Consider the following 22633-nt stretch of genomic DNA (forward strand, 5'->3'; position numbering starts at 1 on the left):
TTCCCGAGTCCCGAAGGTCCGCGATGTCGAACTACGAAGATTGTCTGAAGCACCTCGACAGCTATATCTCCGCGCGCGTGCCGGTCATCGGCATGCGCACCATCGAGCAGGAGCGGGCGCTGCGGCTGCTCAGGGAGGCCGCCACCCAGCCTCGCCGCAGCAGCCTGCCCTTCTGGATCTACACCAGGGCCACGGGCCTGCGGGACCTGCGCACCAACACGACGGTCATCGACGACCGTTCGCTGACCGGTGCGATGGACTTCGCCGCCGCACAGTTCACCAGCCGGGCCAACGCCACCGTCGTCTTCGTCGACCCCGCCGACCTCGAAACGGACACCCCGGTCGCCCGGCACATGTCCGAGCTCGCCCGGCTGGCCGGCAACAACATGGGCAGCATCGTCGTCATCACCGACAGCCCCATCTGGAGCGGTCTGCAGCGGCTCGGCATGAGCCTGCACCTCGACCTGCCCCATCCGGAGGAGACGTACGAGACCCTCAGGGCCTTCCTCTCCGACCACGAGGGGATCATTCCGATCCGATGGGACGAGAGCGACACGCGCCGCGCCGCCGAGTTCCTGCGCGGGGTCACCGAGGCGGAGGCGGTCAACCTGATGGCCACCGTGGCCGCCAAGGGCGCCATCGAGCAGGAGGACGTGCTGGGGCTCGCCCAGGCGAAGGACCGGATCTTCAGCGATCTGACCGGCCTGGAGCGCGTCCAGCTGAAGGACGAGGACTACACCGTCGGCGGTCTGACGAGCCTGCGCGAGTGGCTCCAGCGCAAACACCGACTGATGCACGAGGACCTGCGCGACACGAAGCTGCGGCCGCCCCGTGGGGTGCTGCTCGTCGGTGTGCCGGGCTGCGGCAAGTCGCTGTCCGCCAAGGCGATCGCCCACGAGTGGCAGCTGCCGCTCTACCGGCTGGACATGGGCAGCATCCACGGCAAGTACCTGGGCGAGTCGGAAGGACGCTTCCGGGAGGCGCTGGGCATGGCCGACCGGGTGGCCCCCTGCATCCTGTGGATCGACGAGATCGAGAAGGGGCTGGCCGGCCGCGATGACGGTTCGGGCGTGCCGCAACGGATCATCGGCCAGTTCCTCTTCTGGCTTCAGGAGTCGGACTCCCGCGCGTTCGTGGTCGCCACCGCGAACGACGTCCGCAGCCTGCCGCCCGAGCTGCTGCGCAAGGGCCGGTTCGACGAGCTGTTCTTCGTCGACCTGCCCGACTCCCAGGACCGCAGGGAGATCATCGAGTTGTACCACGGCCTCTATCTGAAGCGGCGGCCCGAGCCCGAGCAGCTGGACCGGCTGGTCGACCTGTCCGAGGGCTTCGCGGGCTCCGACATCGCCGCGGCCCTGCACGACGTGGGCGCGGAGGCGCACCTGAGCGGCGGCGTGGAGAACCTGAAGCCCTCGTTCATCGTGGACACCTTCGCCAACACCGTCCCGCTGAGCAGGGTCAACCCGGAGCAGATCGAGGAGATCCGGGCATGGGGACGGGAGAGGGCCGTCCCGGCCGGCCGGTCGGCGATGGCGGCGGCGACACCCGGCAGCGCCGGGCCGCGGCGCATCGTCTTCATGGAGGACTGAGGGACGGCACGAGACACTGCTGCCTGCCCGACCCCCGAGCCGGGCAGGCAGCAGTCGGACGCGTCAACTCGTGGTCCCGGAACCACGACTACGGCATCCTCATCGAGGGGTGACCTCACGCGCCGTGCTGAGGCTGCGCTGCAAGGCGGACCAGTAGGCCTTGAGTTTCTGCGAACCGGCGGTGATCTCCGCGGTCTGGTAGCCGGCTTCGACCGCCTGCCGACGCTCGATGTAGTCGACCTTGTCCTTGCACGTCACATCCGCGCGCGCCATGGACACCTCTGCGGCACTCGGAGCCCGGAGGGGTCCCTCCTTTCCCGGGACCGTGCCGGATCCGGCCCAGGATTCGGCCGCGGAAAGGGGATCCGGCTGGGTGTGCCCGGAGGCCCGCATGCAGGCGCTCCATTCGCTGTCCAGCGTCCGCACCCTGCCGTCGTTCTTCGAGCGGACCCAAGCGGTGTGCGACGCGGCCGACACCGGATCGGCCGTGAACATCCACTGCATGTGCAGTGTCTCGCGCGCCCGGTCCTGGCAGCCGGGACCGCTGCCACCCTCGCCTGTGTAGGCGTTCATCGTGGCGCGGTCCACGGTCTTGAGACGCTCTTTGCCGCGCCGCTCCGACGTGAATTCCTCCGCACGCGAGACGCCGGGAGGCGGAGGCAGCTGGTACCCGTACGAGGCTGCGACGGTCGCGTCGCTGATGCCGTAGCGGCGCTGGTTCGGATCGCGATTCTCTCCGCGAGGAGTGAGCGGGGCCGGCCACTTCATTCCGCGCTGCCGCATGCACTTTTCCGCCAGGACGTACTGCGCCCACGTGAGGGACGTCCGATCCTTGGTGCTCATTTTGTACGAGTCGAGCGGCAGTTCCAGGGTTCGCGAGGTGTGCGTGGTGGAGGTCGTCGGCGTCGGGCCGGACACGGTCCCTGCCCCGCTCTTCTCCCCGGCGTGAACGGCACCTTCGGTGCAGCCGGATATTCCGAGCACTGCCAGTACGGCAAGTGAACTGAATGCGGCCGCTCGGCGCTGCGGAATCATCTTGATTCACTCTCTGGTGAGTGTGGACGAAACGTCGGCGGATGCCATGGAAGAGCCTTCCATGGCATCCGCCGCGTCGGTGTGCTCTAGTACGGGCAGGCCGAGTTGTTTATGAAGCAGTGCGAGGAGATCGAGTCGTTCATCCACGGCGAACCGTAGCCCATGTCATGGAACGTGGCGCCCGACCAGATCATCGAATCGTCGCCCGTGTAATTGGCATTGGTGAAGACCATGGCGTCGGTGTCGGGGTCCAGGTTCTTGATCGACGTCACGCTGTCGTTGATCGAAGTGCCTGTTCCGTAGTACGTGCCCGTGTACGAGGGCTTGCTGTAGAGCGTGTCGTAGATGGGCCCTTGCGCATCCTTGTCGCGGTAGAGACAGATTTCCCCACCGCTCGAAGAGTTGCAGACACCGTCGTACGAGGCCGCGTGGGCCGGTGCTGCGAATGCTGTAATGCCGAGCACGGCGGAGGCTATGCCGAGAATGTGGAGCTTGCGCATTGAATCCCCTTGGTCCCCTGTGTGTGCCGCGAAAGCGACAGGGGATGATAGGCAAAGATCATCCTGGCTCGTCAAGGTTCCTTGGCGTGTGCACGCAAATCGCGAAAATTCACTTGCCGGGGTCGAAGAATTATGCCCCTGGCCGAAATCCGCCTTTTCCAAACGGTCGCGGCCGGTCCATTTCGTGGCAGACGGGCGACGCCCTTCGGTCCGGAGAACCTCGCTCCGCATGAAGTGCTGCGACGCGACCGGGACAGTGGTCTCCGGCACAGGAAGCGTCCGCCGCCCGTACCTCCCGGACCGCCCTGGCCCGCACGGCGCAAGGCCCTCGCGGCCCTCGTCATCGGCCGGCGTCACCGCGCGGCCCCGGGGGACGTGACCGACGTCTCTACCCCGGGACCGCCCCCGTACCGCAAGGTGGTCGCCATGACCTCCACCACCGCCACCCGCCTCTTCCTCCGTGCCCGTACGGGCGGCCCCAAGGACGACCGGGGCGCCGAGCTCCTGGAGCAGGTCCTCGGCTGGACGCTGGTCGTCCTCCTGGCCGTCTTCGTCACAGGGGCCGGCCTCATGTAGTCGGGGGTCCGGGGCCCGGCGTCCGTGTGATCTCCCGTCGGCCACGTGATCCCGGCGCCCCGAACGGGCATACTCCCCGCGACCCCGCGCGCGGCCCGCACGCCCGTGCCGTGCCCGCGCCCGGCAGGGAGGAGCGCCCGGCCATGGCCGACAGCACCCCGGACGGCGTGGAACGCCGCCTGCCCACCGACGAGGCCCGCGAGCTGCTCGCCCTGACGCGGGACATCGCCCGGCGGGAGATCGCCCCGCGTGCCGCCGAGGAAGAGGCCGCCGGACACTTCCCCCGCGAGCTCTTCGCGCTGCTGTCCCGTTCCGGGCTGCTCGGACTGCCCTACGACCCCGCGTACGGCGGGGGCGGTCAGCCGTACGAGGTCTACCTCCAGGTCCTGGAGGAGCTCGCCGCGGCCCGGCTCACCGTGGGGCTCGGCGTCAGCGTCCACAGCCTCTCCTGCCACGCGCTCGCCCGCTACGGCACCGAGGAGCAGCGCGCCACCCATCTGCCCGCGATGCTGGGCGGCGGTCTCCTCGGCGCGTACTGCCTCTCCGAACCCTCCGCCGGATCGGACGCGGCGGCGCTGCGCACCCGGGCGGTCCGGTCTCCCGGGGAGGGCGGCTCCTCCGGCGAGGGCGGCGACTGGGTGATCGACGGCACCAAGGCGTGGATCACCCACGGCGGCATCGCCGACTTCTGCACGGTGATGGCCCGGACCGGCGACGCGGGCGCGCGGGGCATCACCGCCTTCCTGGTGCCGGGGGACGCGCCGGGGCTGAGCGCGGCCCCGCCCGAGCGGAAGATGGGCATGAAGGGCTCTCCCACCGCGCAGCTCCACTTCGACGGGGTGAGGGTCCCCGACGAGCGGCGACTCGGTGCCGAGGGGCAGGGCTTCGCGATCGCGCTCGACGCCCTGGACTCGGGGCGGCTCGGCATCGCCGCCTGCGCGGTCGGGCTCGGCCGGGCGGCCCTGGACGAGGCCGTCGGGTACGCCAAGGAGCGCCGCCAGTTCGGCCGGCCGATCGCCGACTTCCAGGGGCTCCGCTTCCTCCTCGCCGACATGGCGACCGGGGTCGAGGCGGGCCGGGCGCTGTACCTGGAGGCGGCGCGGCTCCGGGACGAGGGGCGACCCTTCGGCCGGATCGCCGCGATGGCCAAGCTGTTCTGCACGGACGCCGCCATGCGGATCACGACGGACGCGGTGCAGGTGCTCGGCGGGTACGGCTACACGGCGGACTTCCCCGCGGAGCGGTATCTGCGGGAGGCGAAGATGCTCCAGATCGTCGAGGGGACCAATCAGATCCAGCGGGTGGTCATCGCGCGTCACCTGGTCGGACCAGAATCCCGCTGACGCGCACCGTGCGGTCCGCCCAGACCGGTCCGGCGGCGAGCCGCGCCCACTCCTGGTCGCGGTGGCCCGGGAGGGTGCGGCCCTGGCTGGCCCAGAGGGAGAGCACGGCCTTGTAGATGGGCGGGTCGGCGGGGAGGGGAGCCGGGGCGGGTGCCTGCGCCGGAACGGGCACGGGGACGGGCGCGGGCAGGGGCACGGGGCCGGAGCCGGGGGCGCCGGACATCGGTGCCGGTGCCGGTGCCGATCCCGACGTCGGCGCCGACATCGCGTGGTGAACCGATTCTTCAACGCTGGGTTCGGCCTGCCGGTGCCGACCGATTCCGCTGGGTGTCGTGTACAGCGTGGTCATGCCCGGACCAACGCGCCCCGGCGGCCGTGGTCACCGCCGAACGGATTCGAGCGGCAGTTCGTCCGGTACCCGGTGCACGACTCTGGCCTCCCGACGCAGACCTGACGTACCGTCAGGTTCCTTCGCGGAACAAGCGCTCGCCGACCAGGAGGTCAGCCATGTCCGTGCACCGGCACGTCGACGACCGGCCCGTCGCACTCGACGAATACCCCGTGCACCAGGCCCCGCTCTCGATGAAGCACCACGTCAGCGGCGACCGCAACGCCTACGACCGGTGCATCTTCCATGTCTTCGACCACACCGGCCGCGCCCTGCTCATCGCCGGCCTCGGGGTCTACCCCAACACCGGCGTCGTCGACGCCTACGCCACCCTGCGGGTCGGTGACCGGCTGCACGCCGTCCGGGCCTCCGACGCCCTCGGAGACGACCGGATGAACCTCTCCGTCGGGCCGTTCGCCATCACCGTCGACGAGCCCCTCAAGCGCCTCTCCCTGCGCTGCGCCGCCGACCCCGACGACCCCGAGGGCCTGTCGTACGACCTCACCTGGACCGGCGACTTCCCCGCCGTCTGGGAACCCCACCACACCCAGCGCCACGGCGGCCGGCTCACCCTGGAAGGCCGCCGCTTCGTCCAGGCCGGACACTGCGAGGGCACGATCAGGGCCGCCGGCCAGGAGTTCGCGGTCACCCCGGGGGAGTGGACCGGCACCCGCGACCGCAGCTGGGGAGTCCGCCCCATCCCCGGCGAGGAGCCCGGCCGCGCCGCAGAGTTCCGGCCCGAGGGCTTCCACTGGCTCTGGATCCCGATGCGCTTCGAGGACCGCTTCCTCATGGTCATCGCCCAGGAGGACGCCGACGGCTACCGCACCCTCAACGAGGCCCTGCTCGTCCGGAACGGCCACCGCGACACCCAACTCGGCTGGCCCCGCACCGAGATCACGTACCGCACGGGAAGCCGTCACCCCGAACGGGCCGTCGTCCACCTCGCCGATCCGACCGGCAAGCCCCTGGAGATCGGCGTCGAGATCCTCGCCTCCTCCCCGCTGGCCGTCGGCGCCGGCTATCCGCCCGCCACCGACTGGCAGCACGGCACCTGGCAGGGCCGCGGCTGGACGGACCGGCGCGTGTACGACCTCTCCGACCCCGCCGCCCACCCCATGGCGGCCTACGGCGTCACCGACCACGCGGCCCGCTTCACCCTCGACGGCCGTACGGGCTACGGCATCTTCGAGCACGGCTCCTTCGGCCGCCACGACCCCAGCGGCTTCGCCGACCACACCTCCACCGCCCGCTGAGGAACCTTCTCCCTCCGCGTCGAGCGGACCGTCGGCTCCCTTCCTCCACGGTCCCGTGCGCCGAACCCTCCTACGTCAACGGCCCTCCGAGGAGCTCCCCTTGACCTCTGCGCCCCGCCCCCGCACCACCACCCGCGACCCCGAGGAGCTGGGGCGCAGGCTCACCGCCTGGCTCGACCGGCACCTGCCCGGCGCCCGGGTCACCGGCCTCGCCGTGCCCGGCTCCAACGGCATGTCCAGCGAGACCCTGCTCTTCGACCTCGACCACCCGGACGCCCCGGTACGGGGCTGCGCCCTGCGGCTGGCCGCCGACCCCGCCGCGTACACCGTCTTCCCCGTCTACGACATGGCCCGCCAGCACCGGGTCATGCACCTGGTCGGCGAGCACACCGACATTCCCGTACCGCGCGTGCTCTGGCTCGAAGAGGACCCCGAGCCACTCGGTGCGCCCTTCTTCGTGATGGCCCGCGCCGAGGGCCGCGTCCCGCCGGACGTCATGCCCTACACGTACGAGGGGAACTGGCTGCACGCCGCCACCGACGCCGAACGCGCCCTGCTCGAAGCCGAATCCGTCTCCGTACTCGCCCGGCTCCACGACCAGTTCCCGGCGAAAGAGGCCGAATTCCTGCTGCCGGACGGTGCGGGGACCCCGCTGCGCCGCCATGTCGACGCCCAGCGCGCGTACTACGCATGGGTGGTGGACGGACTCGCGCCCTCACCGCTCATCGAGTCGGCCTTCGACTGGCTGGAGGCGCACTGGCCGGCCGACGAGGGCCCGGCCGTCCTCGGCTGGGGCGACGCCCGCATCGGGAACATCGTCTACGACGGATTCACCCCCGCCGCCGTCCTCGACTGGGAGATGGCGGCCTGCGTCCCGCGCGAGGTGGACCTCGGTTGGACGGTCTACCTCCACCGCTTCTTCCAGGACCTGACGGTGAGCTTCGGCCAGCCCGGGCTGCCGGACTTCCTGCGGCGCGACGCGATCGAACGGCGCTACGCGGAACTGACCGGACACACCCCGCGCGACATGGAGTTCCACACCCTCTACGCGGCGCTGCGGCACGCCATCGTGATGCTCAGGATCGCGTACCGGCAGGCCCACTTCGGCGAGGTCGAGGTGCCCGGGGACCCCGACGGCCTGATCCTGCACCACGCCACGCTCGCGGCGATGGTGCGGGGAAGCTACTGGTGAACGGAGGGGCCCGGAGGCCCCGCCGGCCATTGACTCGGCGAGCCCGGCCTGATCGGCGGGCCTTTCCCTAGGCCGCGCGCCGCATCTGCGGTACCCGCATCGGACGCGAGCCCGGACCGCCGACGTGCGAGAAGGGCTGCGTGCGCCAGTCGAGGCCCTGGGGAAGCGTCAGGAGCAACGCGGTGTCCTGCTCCTGGACCTCCAGGGTGTCGTCGGCCGGACGGGCCTCGCTCGCCGACAGGCCCGTACCCGAGCAGACCGTCAGGACGAAGGGGTTCCACGGCGTCGGGCAGAGCGCGTGCTCCGGCAGCACGTCCTCGTCCGCGAGCAGCGCGATGGGCTGCACGCACTCCGGGCAGATGACCCGGAACATCTCAAAGGTGTCGTACGCGTCGAGCTCGTCGGGCGTGTCGACCGAATCAACAGGCTCCTGCATGGAGAATCTCCCCCTCGGGTGGGTCGGCCGGATCTGTACGGCCTCGACCACAGCAAGCACTTCCCATGCGGCCGTCCGCATAACCGTGTGGCAGCACCTCAGGGCGGACGCAAACCTGTGGCGTTCGTCACATGCCCGGCGCAGGTGCCCCGTGATGCCCCATACCGCCTGATAGTGGTCGACCCCGGCGGTGCCGCTCCTCTCCGGGAGCAATAGGGTCACCGCATGGAGGAGCTGGATCGTCAGATCGTAGAATTGCTCGTCAAGGACGGGCGCATGAGCTACACCGACCTGGGCAAGGCCACCGGCCTGTCCACGTCGGCGGTGCATCAGCGCGTCCGCCGTCTGGAGCAGCGCGGAGTCATCCGCGGCTACGCGGCCGTGGTCGACCCGGAGGCCGTCGGGCTGCCGCTGACCGCCTTCATCTCGGTCAAACCCTTCGACCCCAGTGCCCCCGACGACACCCCCGACCGGCTCGCCGACATCCCGGAGATCGAGGCCTGCCACAGCGTCGCCGGTGACGAGAACTACATCCTCAAGGTCCGCGTCGCCACCCCCCTGGAGCTGGAGCACCTGCTCAGCCGCATCCGCTCCCAGGCCGGTGTCTCCAGCCGCACCACCGTCGTCCTCTCCACCCCGTACGAGGCCAGGCCGCCGCGCATCTGACCCCCCGGCCCCACGGAACGGGGCCGGCAAGGGGGACCTGCCGGACAAACCGGGTCCGGGCAGGTCCTAGCCTGGTCGCATGAGTGAGTCCATGCCTCCCGCGTCTCCCGCCGAACACCGCACCGTGCTGCTGCGCGGTGGGGAAGTCCACAGCCCGGCCGATCCCTTCGCCACCGCCATGGTCGTGGAGCGCGGGCACGTCGCCTGGGTGGGCTCGGAGGGCGCGGCCGACGCCTTCGCCACCGGCGTGGACGAGGTGGTCGACCTGGAGGGCGCGCTCGTCACCCCGGCGTTCGTCGACGCGCACGTCCACACCACCGCCACCGGGTTCGCCCTCACCGGGCTCGACCTGTCCTCCGCGGCCTCGCTCGCCGAGGCCGCGGAGCTGATCCGCGCCCACGCCGCCGCCCGCCCCGAGGACCGCATCCTCATCGGCCACGGCTGGGACGCCTCCCGCTGGCCCGAGCGCCGCCCGCTCGGCCGCGCCGAACTCGACGGACTCACCGGCGGCCGTCCGCTCTACCTGACCCGCATCGACGTCCACTCGGCCGTCGTCACCACCGCCCTCCTCGACCTCGTCCCGGGCGTCCGCGACCTGGACGGCTTCCACGACGGACAGCAGCCGCTCACCGGCGACGCCCACCACGCCGTGCGCGCCGCCGCCTTCGGCGCCGTCTCCGCGCGCCAGCGCACGGAGGCGCAGCGCGCCGCCCGGAGCCGCGCCGCTTCCCTCGGCATCGGCACCCTGCACGAGTGCGGCGGCCCGCGGATCTCCTCCGAGGACGACTTCACCGGGCTCCTGGACCTGGCCCGCGACGAGTCCGGACCCCGGGTCGTCGGCTACTGGGCCGACCTCGACGTCGAGCGGGCCCGCGCCCTCGGCGCCCTCGGCGCGGCCGGCGACCTGTTCGCCGACGGCTCCCTCGGGTCCCACACGGCCTGCCTCCACGAGCCGTATGCCGACCACGCCGACGTCGGCCACACGGGAGCCGCCCACCTGGACGCGGCCACCATCGCCCTCCACGTCGTGGCCTGCACCGAGGCGGGCCTCCAGGCCGGCTTCCACGCCATCGGGGACGCCGCCGTGACCGCCGTCGTCGAAGGCGTCAGGGCCGCCGCCGAGAAGCTCGGCCTGGCCCGCATCCGGGCCGCCCGGCACCGCGTCGAGCACGTCGAGATGCTCACCCCCGAGACCATCGCCGCCTTCGCCGAGCTCGGCCTCACCGCCTCGGTCCAGCCCGCCTTCGACGCGCTCTGGGGCGGCGAGGAGGGCATGTACGCCGACCGGCTCGGTGTCGGGCGGGCCCGCACCCTCAACCCGTACGCGGCGCTGCTGCGCGCCGGAGTGCCGCTGGCCTTCGGCTCGGACAGCCCGGTGACCCCGCTCGACCCCTGGGGCACCGTCCGGGCCGCCGCCTTCCACCGCACCCCCGAGCACCGGATCTCCGCCCGGGCCGCCTTCACCGCCCACACGCGGGGCGGCTGGCGGGCGGTGGGCCGGGACGACGCCGGGACGTTGGTGCCCGGCGCCCCCGCCGACTACGCGGTCTGGCGGACCGAGGAACTCGTCGTCCAGGCGCCCGACGACCGGGTCGCCCGCTGGTCCACCGACCCGCGCTCCGGAACGCCCGGTCTGCCCGATCTGTCCCCCGGTGTCGATCTTCCCGTCTGTCTGCGGACGGTCGTGCACGGGCAGACGGTGTTCGTACGGCCGAACGAGTGATGTAGGGATATATCCCCCCTGGGACACTCGTTCCGTACGCTTGTCCCCGACCTGCGGATCTTCCCCTCCGGCCTGGGCTTTTAGGAAGTCTCCGCAGGTCAAGCGGGTGTTGACAGTCGACAGGCGGGGGCGGGTAGGTTCTCCGCGTCCACCACAGGACGTCCGACCGGTCCGCACCTCCACGCATTCGCCGAACGCCGCCCGCGCCTCGGCCGCGAGGGGGAAGGTTTCTCCGGCGGAAGGTGCGACCCGGGTGGGGCCCGGACGTTCAGTAGACAACGGCTCTCGGTCGACCCGCAGCCAGCGGATCCCAGGTCGGACCGAAGGACGTCGGGCCCCGCACCGCACGTCAACGGCGCCGACCGCCCCTCCGACCGGCCGTGACCCCCCGCCCGACCGGCCGCGCCACCCCGCGAACCGTCCGGTCCGGCCGCCGCGTCAACCCTTCCAACCGACCCCGCAGCGCCGGAGCACTCCGAGGACCTCGCTATGGTGGGGGCCTGTGTATGTATCCGAAGGGGCAGTAGTGAACGACGGTGGCCAGAGGCGTTACGGCCCGCTCGGCAAGGCCTTGGTGATCATTCCGACCTACAACGAGGCGGAGAACATCAAGCCGATCGTCGCGCGGGTGCGGGAGGCCGTGCCCGAGGCGCACGTTCTCGTCGCCGACGACAACAGCCCTGACGGCACGGGCAAGTTCGCGGACGAGATCGCGTCCGAGGACGACCATGTGCACGTCCTGCACCGCAAGGGCAAGGAGGGGCTCGGCGCCGCCTACCTCGCCGGCTTCCGGTGGGGCATCGAGCACGGCTACGGCGTCCTCGTCGAGATGGACGCCGACGGCTCCCACCAGCCCGAGGAGCTTCCGCGGCTGCTCACCGCCCTCAAGGGCGCGGACCTGGTCCTCGGCTCCCGCTGGGTGCCGGGCGGCCGCATCGTGAACTGGCCGAAGTCCCGCGAGTTCATCTCCCGCGGCGGCAGCCTCTACTCGCGCGTGATGCTCGACGTACCGATCCGCGATGTCACCGGCGGCTACCGGGCCTTCCGCAAGGAGACCCTGGAGGGCCTGGGCCTGGAGGACGTGGCCTCGGCCGGCTACTGCTTCCAGGTCGACCTGGCCCGCCGCGCCGTCGCCGCCGGCTTCCACGTCGTCGAGGTCCCGATCACCTTCGTCGAGCGCGAGATCGGCGACTCGAAGATGAGCCGGAACATCGTCGTCGAGGCGCTGTGGCGGGTCACCGGCTGGGGTCTCTCCGCGCGCGCGGAGAAGGTCGGCAAGCTGCTCGGCCGCAAGTCTTCCTGACCGGATTCCCCACCCTTTCCCACGGGTTCTCCCGCGGTTTCCCTTCGGATTCTCCTTCGGTGGCCTGACCCGTCGCCCTCCCGCGTCCTGATCTCTCCTTTACGACGTTCCGGCGGGGGTCCAGGCACACTGGGGACCATGACGACCGGCGCAACGCCTCCCCTCGCCCCCAAGCGCTCACGCGCGCGTACGTTCCTTCCGATCGGCGTCGCCGCCTGGCTGGTCCTCGAGATCTGGCTGCTCACGGTGGTGGCGAACGCGGCGGGCGGACTCACCGTCTTCGCCCTGCTCGTCGGCGGCATCGTGCTCGGTGCCGCCGTCGTCAAGCGGGCGGGCCGGCGTGCCTTCCGTAACCTCACCTCGACCTTCCAGCAGGCCCAGGCCGCGGCGCAGACGGGCACGATGCCCTCGGCGCCCGAGCGGACCGGCGCGGAGGACCGCAACGGCTTCCTGATGCTCGGCGGTCTGCTCCTGATGCTCCCCGGCCTGGTCTCGGACGTCCTCGGCCTGCTGCTGCTGATCCCCCCGGTCCGCTCCCTCCTCGGGCGGTACGCGGACCGGGCCGCCGAGCGCCGGATGGCCGCCGCACCTCCCGGCAGCCTCCAGGACGCCTTCCAGCAGGCCCGTATCCACCGCCCGGACGGCAAGGTCGTGCAGGGTGAGGTCATCCGCGAGGACGCCGCTCAGGGCCCGCGCCGGGCCGACGAGCCCCGCCCGCCCCTGATGTCCTGATCATTCGCCCCTGCCCCGCACTGCCCGTGCCCCGCCCCTCCGCACTGAGGGAGCGGGGCACGGGTCCGCTGTGACATGGCGGGTCGAGGTGGCGGGCGCGGGTCCGCTGTGAGGTGGTGGGCCGAGGTGGCGGGCACGGGTCCGCTGTGAGTGAGGTCGCGGGCGGGTCCTGATCCGCCGTCGGCGAGCGAGCGGGACACGACGAACGCCGCGGGGCCCGGTACACAGTTCGTGTACCGGGCCCCGCGGCGTCTGTTCGTCCGATGGGTCCGCTAGGCGGACTTGCGGCTGTCGCGCGGATGCACCGCAATGTTCATGGCGCCGGAACGCAGGACGGCCAGCCTTTCGGCAAGGACCTCCTCCAGTTCCTCGCGGGTGCGTCGCTCCATGAGCATGTCCCAGTGCGTACGCGCAGGCTTGCCCTTCTTCTCCTCAGGTCCGTCCCCGTCCACCAGGAGTGCCTGGATTCCGCAGACCTTGCATTCCCACTCCGGCGGAATTTCCGCTTCCACCGAGAAGGGCATCTCAAAACGATGGCCCTTCTCGCATGCGTACTCCACGGCCTGGCGCGGGGCCAGATCGATGCCGCGGTCGGTCTCGTAGCTCGTCACCACGAGGCGCGTGCCGCGAAGAGCTCGCTCACTCATGAATCGTGCCTCCCGGGCTTGTCGCCCACAGGACAGGTGTCGCTGTCGTCGTTATCCGGTCAACGTCCGGTCGGCGGTAAAGATTCCCGTGCCGGGTCATGCGTCGCCCGTCGTGCCGCCCCTTGTTGTACCCACCAGTGCCCGTTTTGTCACATCTGACGGCAGAAGTGACCCGGTGTCTTCACCAAAGCAGCACGCAGTAACGGTCCGCCTGGCAGGCCAAACGCGTACACTACCGCCCTTTCACTGCCACGTCTAAATTCGGTCCGGTATCGGGTTCCCGGCGGCTTCCACCGCGCGCCGCACCGGGACCCGGGCGAGCAGGGCGAAACCGACCACGAAGAAGATCACCAGGGAGATGATGGCATCCCGGTAGCTCCCGGTCAGCTGATACGCGAGACCGAACACGAGCGGACCCAGCCAACTGAGCCCACGATCGCTCATCTCGTAGGCCGAGAAGTACTCCGCCTCCTTGCCGCGCGGCACCAGATGAGAGAACAGCGAACGCGACAACGCCTGGCTCCCGCCCAGCACCAGGCCGATCGCGGCGGCGAGACAGTAGAAGAACACGGGCGCGTCGGGCGGCAGGAGATAGCCCGCCACCAGGATCGCCGTCCAGACCGCGAGCGAGGCCAGAATCGTCCGCTTGGCGCCGTACGACCGGGCGAGTCGCCCCATGCCGAGCGCGCCCGCCACCGCGAGCACCTGGACCAGCAGGACGGCCGTGATGAGCGTGGTCTGGTCGAGGCCCAGCTCCTCCGAGCCGAACACGGAGGCCTGCGAGATCACCGTCTGCACGCCGTCGTTGTAGACCAGGTAGGCGAGCAGGAAGGAGAGCGTCAGCGGATGCCGGCGCATGTCCTTGAGGGTCGCCCTCAGCTGTCGCCAGCCGCTGCCGACCCCGCCGGCTCCTTCGTGCCCCTCCGGGCCGATCCGCCGGTCCCGCAGCCGCCGCAGCGGCACGATGGTGAAGGCGCCCCACCACACGCCGGCCGAGGCGAGGCAGATCCGGACCGCCTCGCCCTCGGTGAGGCCGAAGGAGTCGTGGCCCGAGTAGAGGATCAGGTTCAGGACGAGGACGAGCGCGCCCGACGTGTAGCCGAAGGCCCACCCGCGCGAGGAGACCGCGTCCCGCTCGTCCGGCTCCGAGATCTGCGGCAGATAGGCGTTGTAGAGCACCATCGAGACCGAGATCGAGGCGTTCGCCACGATCAGCAGGAACGTGCCCAGCAGATACCGGTCGCCCGCCAGGAAGAACATCGCCGCCGTGGCCGTCGCGCCCACGTAGGCGGCGGCCGCGAGCAGCGGCTTCTTCCGGCCCGTACGGTCCGCGATCGCGCCGACCAGCGGCATCAGCAGGACCGCGACCACGATCGAGGCGGACACGGCGTACGCGAAGAGCGAGCCGGCCCGCACGGGTATTCCGAGCGGGTGCACAAAGCCCTCGGCGTCGGCCGCCGCCCGCGCCACGGAGGTCAGGTAGGGGCCGAGGAACACGGTGAGCACGCTCGTCGAGTACACGGAGCAGGCGAAGTCGTAGAAGTACCAGCCCCGCTGTTCCCGCTTGCGTTCGGCGGGATCGGAGGTGTACTCCTCCGGTTCGGTGGTTCCAGCGGTCAAGGCCGCGCCCCCTCGTTCGTCCCCGTGAGCGGGCCTGGTGATCCGGGCCCGGAGTCACCGGGACGCGCGCTCAGACCCACACACCCCGCTCGGTCAGCACCGAGCGCAGCGTCTCCAGTTGATCGGTCATGATGCCATCGACCCCGAGGTCGAGGAGAGAGTTCATCCGGGCCGGATCGTTCACGGTCCACACATGGACCTGGAGCCCGCGCGCGTGCGCCTCCCGAACGAAGCGGCGGTCCACCACAGGGATGCCGCCCTGCCGCTCGGGGACCTGTGCGGCGATCGCCCCGGCCCGTACCGCCGCCGGGATGCCGAGCGAGCGCAGCCGCAGCCCGATCACCCCGCGCACGCCGTACGAGGTGGCCAGCTCGGGCCCGGCCATCCGCTGGGCCCGCGCGATCCGCGCCTCGGTGAAGGAACCCACGCAGACCCGGTCCCAGGCGCGCTTCTTGCGGATCAGGTTCACCAGCGGGTACAGCGCCGACTCGGTCTTGAGGTCCACGTTCCAGCGGGCCTCCGGGAACTCGTCCAGGAGGTCGGCGAAGAGCGGCAGCGGTTCCTTGCCCGCCACGCGGGCCTCCCGGACCGCCGCCCACGGCAGGTCGCGGATCCGGCCCGAGGCGTCCGTGACCCGGTCGAGGGTCGCGTCGTGGAAGGCGACGAGAGCCCCGTCCGATGTCGTGTGCACATCGGTCTCGAAGTAGCGGTAGCCCGCCGCGGCGGCTCCGCGGAAGGCGGCCGCGGTGTTCTCCAGGCCGTTCGCCGTGCCGCCGCGATGGGCGAACGGGAGGGGCGAGGGATGGTCGAGATAGGGGTGGCGTACGCGAGTCACCGCCGCAGTATGGCGCCTTCCGGTGTCGCGGTGGAGACCGAGGTGCTTACGGAGTCCGGCTCGGGAACGGCGAACCGGCGAAGGAAGAACTGGGCGAGGGGTCCGATGGCCAGCGCGTACAGCACCGTGCCGACGCCGACCGAGCCGCCGAGCAGGAAGCCGGTGGCGACCACCGCCACCTCGATCGCCGTCCGCACCAGCCTGATCGACCGGCCGGTGAGCCGGTGCAGGCCCGTCATCAGGCCGTCGCGCGGGCCGGGGCCGAAGCGCGCCGCGATGTACAGGCCGGTGGCCACCCCGTTGAGGACGATGCCGACCGCGAGCAGCGGGATCCGGCCCGTCAGGCCGTGGACGTCCGGGACGAGCGCCAGGGTGCCGTCCATCGCCAGACCGATCGCGAACACGTTGGACACCGTGCCGAGCCCCGGGCGCTGCCGGATCGGGATCCACAGCAGCAGCACCACGGCCCCCACGATGATCGACACCACGCCGATGGTCAGCCCCGTCTTCTCGGCGAGGCCCTGGTGGAGGACTCCCCAGGGCTCCAGGCCGAGACCGCTGCGCACCAGCAGCGCCGAGCTGACCCCGTACAGCGTCAACCCCACGTAGAGCTGGACGAGCCGACGGGTGAGGTGCCGGCCGTGGAGGCCGGAGGCGATGGACAAGGGTCTTCCCCCAGAGTGGTGGTAGTGGACTGGCTCATGACACTCTGTGGCGGGGGAACGGGTGCCAACCATGGCCAATTCGAGGAAGGTGGACTGATTTCGATGGCCCAGTGGACTTCGGCGGTAGGACCGGCTCAGCTCGCGCGGCAGCTCCAGGCGCAGCAGCCGAGGCCCGCCGGACCCGGCGCCCGGAAGCCGCCCGCCTACCGCGCGCTGGCCGACGGCATCCGTCTGCTCGTCCTGGAGGGCCGGGTCCCGGTCGCCGCCCGCCTGCCCGCCGAGCGGGAACTCGCCCTCGCCCTCACCGTCAGCCGTACGACGGTGGCCGCGGCCTACGAGGCGCTCCGCGCCGAGGGCTTCCTGGAGTCGCGGCGCGGGGCCGGCAGCTGGACCGCCGTACCGGCCGGGAACCCACTGCCCGCGCGGGGACTCGAACCGCTGCCCCCCGAGGCGCTGGGCTCGATGATCGACCTCGGCTGCGCCGCGCTGCCCGCGCCCGAGCCCTGGCTCACCCGGGGCGTCCAGGGTGCCCTGGAGGAACTGCCCCCCTACGCCCACACGCACGGCGACTACCCGGCGGGACTGCCCACGCTGCGGCAGATGCTCGCCGACCGGTACACCGCGCGCGGCATCCCCACCATGCCCGAGCAGATCATGGTCACGACCGGCGCCATGGGTGCCATCGACGCCATCTGCCACCTCTTCGCGGGGCGCGGCGAGCGCATCGCCGTCGAGTCCCCGTCGTACGCCAACATCCTCCAGCTGATGAGGGAGGCCGGGGCCCGCCTCGTGCCCGTCGCCATGTCGGAGGGGCTCGGGAGCTGGGACCTGGGCCGCTGGCGGCAGGTGCTGCGCGACGCGGCCCCCCGCCTTGCGTACGTGGTGGCCGACTTCCACAACCCGACCGGCGCCCTGGCCGACGAGGACCAGCGGCGGCAGCTCGTGGACGCTGCCCGCTCGGCCGGCACCGTCCTCGTCGTCGACGAGACCATGGCCGAGCTCCACCTGGACGACGACCTGGAGATGCCCCGGCCGGTCTGCGCTTTCGACCCGGCCGGCTCCACCGTCCTCACCGTCGGCTCGGCGAGCAAGGCCTTCTGGGCGGGCATGCGCATCGGCTGGGTCCGGGCGGCCCCCGACGTCATCCGTTCCCTGGTCGCCGCGCGCGCGTACGCCGACCTCGGCACCCCCGTCCTCGAACAGCTCGGCGTGAACTGGCTCATGCGGACGGGCGGCTGGGAGGAGGCCGTGACCCTCCGCCGCGACCAGGCACGGGAGAACCGGGACGCGCTCGTCACCGCCGTCCGCCGGGAACTCCCGGAGTGGGAGTTCTCCGTGCCGCGCGGCGGCCTGACGCTCTGGGTCCGGACCGGCGGCCTCTCCGGCTCCCGGCTCGCCGAGGCGGGCGAGCGGGTCGGCGTCCGGGTCCCCTCGGGCCCTCGGTTCGGCGTCGACGGGGCCTTCGAGGGTTTCGTCCGGCTGCCCTTCACGGTCGGTGGGCCGGTCGCCGACGAGGCCGCGGCCCGACTGGCCGCCGCGGCCCGGCTCGTGGAGTCGGGCGCCGGTGGGGGGACCGAACCGCCGCGGTCGTTCGTGGCGTAGTCGTTCGTCCTCTCGCGCATCGCGTGTTCTCGCACATCGCGTGAAGAGGCCGGTACGGACCTGGGGGGTCCGTACCGGCCTCTTCACGCGCGCGTGGTGCTCAGCCCTCCGCGGGGACGGGGGCGTGCAGGGGGGCGGGCTCGGGGTCCGGCTCGGCGCGGGGTGCCGGGGCCGGTTCGGGGGAGCTCTTCACGGTGACCGTCTCGATCTCCATCGTCGTCGCCGTGCGGCGCTCCGGGAGGAGTTCGAGGACCGCCTGGCGGTGCGCCTCGCTCGTCGCGTCGTCGTACGGGTCGGGCGTCGCGGGCACCTGGAGGCGAAGGACCGGGCCGGCGCCCAGGCGCGCGTAGCCACGGCCCGCCGGGACCTGTGGCGTGGGCGTGGTGTGCGGCCGGGTACCGAGGACGGAGGCGATCTGCTCCGGTGCGGCGGGGCCGAGCACGATCCGGGCCCTGGTGTGGGTCCGTACCGCCTCGCTCAGCGTGTCCGCGCTGTCGAACTGCTCGGCGACCACCACCGTGACCTGGGCCGCGCGCCCGTGCCGCAGCGGCACCTGGAGCAGCTCCTGCGGGTCGGGGCGGCCGTCGGCGGCGGCCAGGTCGCCGAGGACGCCCGGCCGGTCGAGCAGGATCCACAGCGGGCGGCGAGTGTCCTCGGGCGCGGGCTGTCCGGCCTGCCGGGCCCGGTTCGCGGCGATCAGCCGCCGCTCCGTCTCGTGCGCCGCCCACTCCAGGGTGGCGAGGGCGCCGGAGAGCCCGCACTCGACCGCGAGGACTCCGTCGCGGCCGGTGAGGCACGCGTACTCGCCGGTGCCACCGCCCTCGACGATCAGCACGTCGCCGTGGGGGAGGGCCTGGAGCGCGATCGAGCGCAGCAGGGAGGTGGTGCCGCTGCCCGGCTGGCCGACGACCAGCAGATGCGGCTCGGTGGACCGGGGGCCGGTGCGCCAGACCACGGCCGGCGCGTCCTCCGTACCGTCCGACGCGATCACGGGCACCGTCCGCTGCACGGCCTCCGCGTCGGTGAAGCCGAGGACGGTCTCGCCCGGCACGGTGACGAAGCGCTGGGCGGCGATGGTGGTGGGCAGGGCGGGCAGCACGCTCATGACGAGCCGGTTGCCCTCCTCGTCCCAGTCGAAGAGGTACTCGCGGCCGCGCCCGGACTTGGCGTGCAGCAACTGCTCGATACGCGCGCGTGCGGCGGGCTCGCCGTCGGTGAAGTACGGCGGGTACGCGATCCTCAGCCGGGTGAGACGCCCGTCCTCGTCGAAGGCGTACTCCGTGAAGGCGCCGCTCCAGTCGCCGCCGTGGGCGAAGAGCGGGGCGGGGTCCTCGGCGACGGAGAAGTACGGCACGAGGGCCTCGTAAAGGCCCTTGAGCCGGGCGAGCTCCGCGTCGTCGGGACCGGTCTTGACGACGGGGCGCTCGCGACCCTTCCACGCGGCCGCGGCCATGAGCGTGACGAGGGCGAGGAGCGGCCCGTACGGCATCAGGGCGACGACCAGGACGCAGGCCGCGACCAGGAGAAGCGTAGGACCACGCCGCTCCTTGGGGGTCGCGGCCCACTTGGCGCGCGCGGTCGCGGCCAGCTTCCGCAGACCACGGGAGACCGTGATCAGTGGATGGAGCACGTCGGTGGCGCTGTCGGCGGCCGTGCGCGCGATCTCTCGACTACGAGCGATCTGTGCGCTGCCGCTGCTCAGAATGCGGGGGAGTGGTCGCCGGGCCACGAAGTACTCCTGAAGTGGTGGAAGGGACTGGAGGGCGTCAGAACTTGATCCCGCCCAGGAGGCCGGCGAGGCTCTGCCCGCCCGCCGTGATGCTCGGTGCGATGGCGGTACCCGCGAGGTAGAAGCCGAACAGCGCGCTGACGAGGGCGTGCGAGGCCTTCATCCCGTCCTTCTTGAAGAACAGGAAGCAGATGATGCCGAGCAGGACCACGCCTGAGATGGACAGGATCATTGGGTGTTCTCCTGGTTGAGGGGACAGTCACCATGAGTCCTTCCAAGTTCACAGCAAGTATCTATGTGACTAAAGGTGCATTAGAGTGAAAAACGGGCTATTTCACTTGACCGGCGGACATCGAACGGGCTGTCGGGTGGCGAAATGCCCGGCGTGCGCTAGAGGAGCGGCCGTGGGCGGGCTGTCGTGATCTTTGCCTCGGTCGGGCGAGGTCATGTCGCCGAACGGGCAGTACCCTGTCGATTCACTCGTACGGCCGCGCTTGCCGTGCACCGGTCGACGAACGCAGGAGAGAGAGGCGGGATCCCCCCGATGAGCGAGACTCCGGACCCCGAGGTCATCGAGCTGGCGTCCAAGGTCTTCGACCTCGCGCGCACCGGGGACGCCGACGCGCTGGCCGCCTACGTCGACGCGGGTGTCCCCGCGAACCTCACCAACGACAAGGGCGACTCCCTCGTCATGCTCGCCGCGTACCACGGCCACCCCGCCGCGGTTTCCGCCCTCCTCGCGCGCGGTGCCGACGCCGACCGCGCCAACGACCGCGGCCAGACCCCGCTCGCCGGTGCCGTCTTCAAGGGTGAGGACGCCGTGATCCACGCGCTCCTCGCCGGCGGGGCAAATCCGGAGGCTGGGACTCCGTCCGCGCTCGACACCGCCCGGATGTTCGGCAAGACCGAACTCCTCGCCCTCTTCGGATCCCGGTGAACGGGCACTGAACCCCAGGTGAGAGCGGCGTCGTAAATGTGGTCGCGGTGGCGAAATGGGTGGGTCATCATGACGTCGGGCCCGGCAAAACGGGCCACCGACGAGAGGCTGAGGAAGATGGTCACTGGCAGGCGATGGACGACGAGCGGCCCGACATGTTGCCGCACGGCCTAGGCGTACGGGCGATGTACCGCCCGACCCGGGTCATCCCGGTATCCCCCGGTCGTGTCGACAGCTTGATGTGAGGCGTCTCCCCATGTTCGATCCAGTCATAGCGCCGAGCGGCACTCTGCTCGGCCTGCTGCAGCGGGGCCGCGGCGACGGCACCCTGCACGCGCTCGCCGCGCCACGCGCCGAGGCCCTCGCGGCCCTCAACCACTGCGTTCTCGACGACCCCCGCCACGACTGGCAGGTCGAGAACCGCTCCCTCTACTACGCCCGTCTCTACCTGGACCTCCACGGCGGTCTCGACGAGATCGAGGCGCACCTCTTCGGCGCCGAGGACCACCTCGACACCGAGGAGTCCAGGACCGGGCTCGCGCTCGCCGTCCTCGGGCACCTCGCCTCCTACGGACGCCAGGACGCCCTGGTCCTGCTCCGTCGCTACGCGGCGACCGGCACGAACTGGGCCTGGGCCCTCGACGAGCTGGCGCTCCGCGACGACGACGCCGGGCTCCGCGCGCTGGCCGTTCCCGTGCTCGCCCGCTTCCCGGCCGACGCCGAGGGCGACGCCGAGCTGGCCGGCGTCGTACGGGACGCCTTCGAGCCCCGCCCCTGGCGCCTGTGGGCCGAGGACCAGCGCGACGCCGTCGGCGCCCGGGTCAGGGCTGCCCAGGAACAGGGCTCCTTCGACCGCTGGCAGCGCCAGATGCGCCCCGCCGGGCCCCGCCCCGGCTGGAGCGTGCGCGCCGTCCTCGACTGGGCGCAGGAGGGCTACGAGCGCGGAGCCGTGCTGTACGGTCCCGCCGCCCGCTGCCTCACCGCCGTCGCGGGCCCCGAGGACCGGCCCGAACTCCTCGCCGCCGCCCGCCACGGCTCGGTGGGAGCCCGGGGTGCCGCCCTCCACCACCTCGCCGAATCGCGGGACCCCGCGGTCCTCGACCTCGTCGCGGCCGCCGCGGACGGCGACTCCGGCGAGGTCGCCGATGCCGCGATCGCCGCCTACCGCCGCATGTGCGGCGAGGACGCCGTCGCCCGCGCCCGCGCGTGGGTCCGTCGGACCGACGCCCTCGGCGCCGCCGCCGCAGACGTCCTCGCCTCCCGAGGCACCGCCCAGGACTCCCCCTCCGTCCTCGGCGCGCTGCGCGACACCATCCGCTCCGAAGGCCCCGACGCGCCCTCACTCGGCGCGCTCGTGGACGGCGCCGGCCGCCTCGGCATCGTCTGCGCCGCCCCCGTGCTGCGCCACGTCTACCGCGAGACGGCCTCTTCCCAGCTACGCGGGCGCGTGGCCCGCGCCCTCGCCGCCACCGACCCCACCTTCGCGAACGGCTTCGCCGTCGAATGCCTGTGGGACTGCGAGGAGACCACCCGCGAGGTCGCGGCCCAGCACGCCGAGACCGGGGACGTGCGCGTCGCCGAACGATTGCGCCGCCTCGCGGCGGACCCGGCCGAAGAGGTCGAGGTCCAGACCGCGGTACGCAACCGGATAGGGCCTGACCTGCAGGTCTGACCGTGGCGAGGTCCGGCCCGGACCTCGGACCCGACCCGAGCTCCGGCCCCACGGGCCGGAACCGGTCACCCCGTCACCCGGCTCCGGGGCGGCGCGGCCCCCGGCGGAGAACCCGCCGCGCGAGGCCCCGCCCCGGCGCACCGGCCGGGCGCACGGACGAGTCGGGGCCACGGGGGGAGCGCCCGGC

At 71.9% G+C, this 22633-nt stretch carries 22 protein-coding genes; 12 read left to right on the top strand and 10 right to left on the bottom strand.

Annotated elements, in window-relative coordinates; genetic code table 11:
* The first annotated feature begins 23 nt into the window (after positions 1-23).
* Complete coding sequence (locus OG259_RS33940) at positions 24-1589, top strand: AAA family ATPase (RefSeq protein WP_328945708.1); 1566 nt, start codon at positions 24-26, stop codon at positions 1587-1589.
* A gap of 99 nt (positions 1590-1688) precedes the next feature.
* Here OG259_RS33940 and OG259_RS33945 read toward each other — a convergent pair whose 3' ends face one another.
* Positions 1689-2624 carry a hypothetical protein gene (locus OG259_RS33945; protein WP_328945709.1) on the bottom strand — a complete coding sequence of 312 codons (936 nt, stop codon included), beginning with the start codon at positions 2622-2624 and terminating at the stop codon, positions 1689-1691.
* An 86-nt stretch (positions 2625-2710) separates the two neighbouring features.
* Entirely contained in the window at positions 2711-3124 is a 414-nt protein-coding gene (locus OG259_RS33950; protein WP_328945710.1) for a peptidase inhibitor family I36 protein, read from the bottom strand.
* 426 nt (positions 3125-3550) lie between these two features.
* Here OG259_RS33950 and OG259_RS33955 point away from each other — a divergent pair, with 426 nt between their 5' ends.
* Positions 3551-3700, top strand: coding sequence for an SCO1431 family membrane protein (locus OG259_RS33955; protein ID WP_328945711.1), 150 nt, complete (start codon positions 3551-3553; stop codon positions 3698-3700).
* Between the two features lie 143 nt (positions 3701-3843).
* Positions 3844-5043 carry an acyl-CoA dehydrogenase family protein gene (locus tag OG259_RS33960; RefSeq protein WP_328945712.1) on the top strand — a complete coding sequence of 400 codons (1200 nt, stop codon included), beginning with the start codon at positions 3844-3846 and terminating at the stop codon, positions 5041-5043.
* Here OG259_RS33960 and OG259_RS33965 read toward each other — a convergent pair.
* Positions 5006-5266 carry a hypothetical protein gene (locus OG259_RS33965; protein ID WP_328945713.1) on the bottom strand — a complete coding sequence of 87 codons (261 nt, stop codon included), beginning with the start codon at positions 5264-5266 and terminating at the stop codon, positions 5006-5008. The genes OG259_RS33960 and OG259_RS33965 overlap by 38 nt on opposite strands.
* Positions 5267-5550: 284 nt before the next feature.
* Between OG259_RS33965 and OG259_RS33970 the strand changes: the two genes are divergently transcribed.
* Complete coding sequence (locus tag OG259_RS33970; protein WP_328945714.1) at positions 5551-6687, top strand: DUF7064 domain-containing protein; 1137 nt, start codon at positions 5551-5553, stop codon at positions 6685-6687.
* Between the two features lie 100 nt (positions 6688-6787).
* Complete coding sequence (locus OG259_RS33975) at positions 6788-7879, top strand: phosphotransferase family protein (protein WP_328945715.1); 1092 nt, start codon at positions 6788-6790, stop codon at positions 7877-7879.
* A gap of 67 nt (positions 7880-7946) precedes the next feature.
* On the opposite strand, the gene OG259_RS33980 is transcribed toward OG259_RS33975, so the two are convergent.
* Entirely contained in the window at positions 7947-8315 is a 369-nt protein-coding gene (locus OG259_RS33980; RefSeq protein ID WP_328945716.1) for a hypothetical protein, read from the bottom strand.
* Positions 8316-8540: 225 nt separating this feature from the next.
* On the opposite strand from OG259_RS33980, the gene OG259_RS33985 reads away from it, so the two are divergent.
* The 4 genes from OG259_RS33985 to fxsA all read left to right on the top strand — a co-directional run bounded on the left by OG259_RS33985 (position 8541) and on the right by fxsA (position 12739).
* A complete protein-coding gene (locus OG259_RS33985; protein WP_017242178.1) occupies positions 8541-8981 on the top strand; it encodes an Lrp/AsnC family transcriptional regulator in 441 nt (146 codons plus the stop codon).
* Positions 8982-9060: 79 nt separating this feature from the next.
* Positions 9061-10704, top strand: a complete 1644-nt coding sequence (locus OG259_RS33990) for an amidohydrolase (protein WP_328945717.1) — start codon at positions 9061-9063, stop codon at positions 10702-10704.
* 526 nt (positions 10705-11230) lie between these two features.
* Positions 11231-12007: a polyprenol monophosphomannose synthase gene (locus OG259_RS33995; protein ID WP_328945718.1), complete on the top strand. Its 777-nt coding sequence runs from the start codon at positions 11231-11233 to the stop codon at positions 12005-12007.
* 138 nt (positions 12008-12145) lie between these two features.
* Positions 12146-12739: an FxsA family membrane protein gene (gene fxsA, locus OG259_RS34000; protein WP_328945719.1), complete on the top strand. Its 594-nt coding sequence runs from the start codon at positions 12146-12148 to the stop codon at positions 12737-12739.
* 272 nt (positions 12740-13011) lie between these two features.
* Here the strand turns inward: fxsA and OG259_RS34005 are convergent, their stop codons facing one another.
* The 4 genes from OG259_RS34005 to yczE all read right to left on the bottom strand — a co-directional run bounded on the left by OG259_RS34005 (position 13012) and on the right by yczE (position 16506).
* Positions 13012-13386 carry an RNA polymerase-binding protein RbpA gene (locus tag OG259_RS34005; protein WP_015032218.1) on the bottom strand — a complete coding sequence of 125 codons (375 nt, stop codon included), beginning with the start codon at positions 13384-13386 and terminating at the stop codon, positions 13012-13014.
* A gap of 255 nt (positions 13387-13641) precedes the next feature.
* Positions 13642-15006, bottom strand: a complete 1365-nt coding sequence (locus OG259_RS34010) for an MFS transporter (protein ID WP_328945720.1) — start codon at positions 15004-15006, stop codon at positions 13642-13644.
* A 70-nt stretch (positions 15007-15076) separates the two neighbouring features.
* A complete protein-coding gene (locus OG259_RS34015) occupies positions 15077-15841 on the bottom strand; it encodes a glycerophosphodiester phosphodiesterase (protein WP_328945721.1) in 765 nt (254 codons plus the stop codon).
* The gene (gene yczE, locus OG259_RS34020; RefSeq protein WP_328945722.1) at positions 15838-16506 is read right to left on the bottom strand and encodes a membrane protein YczE; all 669 of its coding nucleotides are present in this window, start codon (positions 16504-16506) and stop codon (positions 15838-15840) included. The genes OG259_RS34015 and yczE overlap by 4 nt, the downstream gene beginning before the upstream one ends.
* A gap of 102 nt (positions 16507-16608) precedes the next feature.
* On the opposite strand from yczE, the gene OG259_RS34025 reads away from it, so the two are divergent.
* Complete coding sequence (locus tag OG259_RS34025; RefSeq protein ID WP_266889478.1) at positions 16609-18108, top strand: SCO1417 family MocR-like transcription factor; 1500 nt, start codon at positions 16609-16611, stop codon at positions 18106-18108.
* Positions 18109-18208: 100 nt separating this feature from the next.
* Here OG259_RS34025 and OG259_RS34030 read toward each other — a convergent pair whose 3' ends face one another.
* Complete coding sequence (locus tag OG259_RS34030; RefSeq protein ID WP_328945723.1) at positions 18209-19837, bottom strand: hypothetical protein; 1629 nt, start codon at positions 19835-19837, stop codon at positions 18209-18211.
* A 37-nt stretch (positions 19838-19874) separates the two neighbouring features.
* Positions 19875-20069, bottom strand: a complete 195-nt coding sequence (locus tag OG259_RS34035; protein ID WP_015032212.1) for a hypothetical protein — start codon at positions 20067-20069, stop codon at positions 19875-19877.
* Between the two features lie 312 nt (positions 20070-20381).
* On the opposite strand from OG259_RS34035, the gene OG259_RS34040 reads away from it, so the two are divergent.
* Positions 20382-20774, top strand: a complete 393-nt coding sequence (locus OG259_RS34040; protein WP_328945724.1) for an ankyrin repeat domain-containing protein — start codon at positions 20382-20384, stop codon at positions 20772-20774.
* Positions 20775-21030: 256 nt separating this feature from the next.
* Positions 21031-22446: a HEAT repeat domain-containing protein gene (locus OG259_RS34045; protein WP_328945725.1), complete on the top strand. Its 1416-nt coding sequence runs from the start codon at positions 21031-21033 to the stop codon at positions 22444-22446.
* Positions 22447-22633 lie beyond the last annotated feature (187 nt).

The organism is Streptomyces sp. NBC_00250, from assembly GCF_036192275.1.
Taxonomy (GTDB): Bacteria; Actinomycetota; Actinomycetes; order Streptomycetales; family Streptomycetaceae; genus Streptomyces.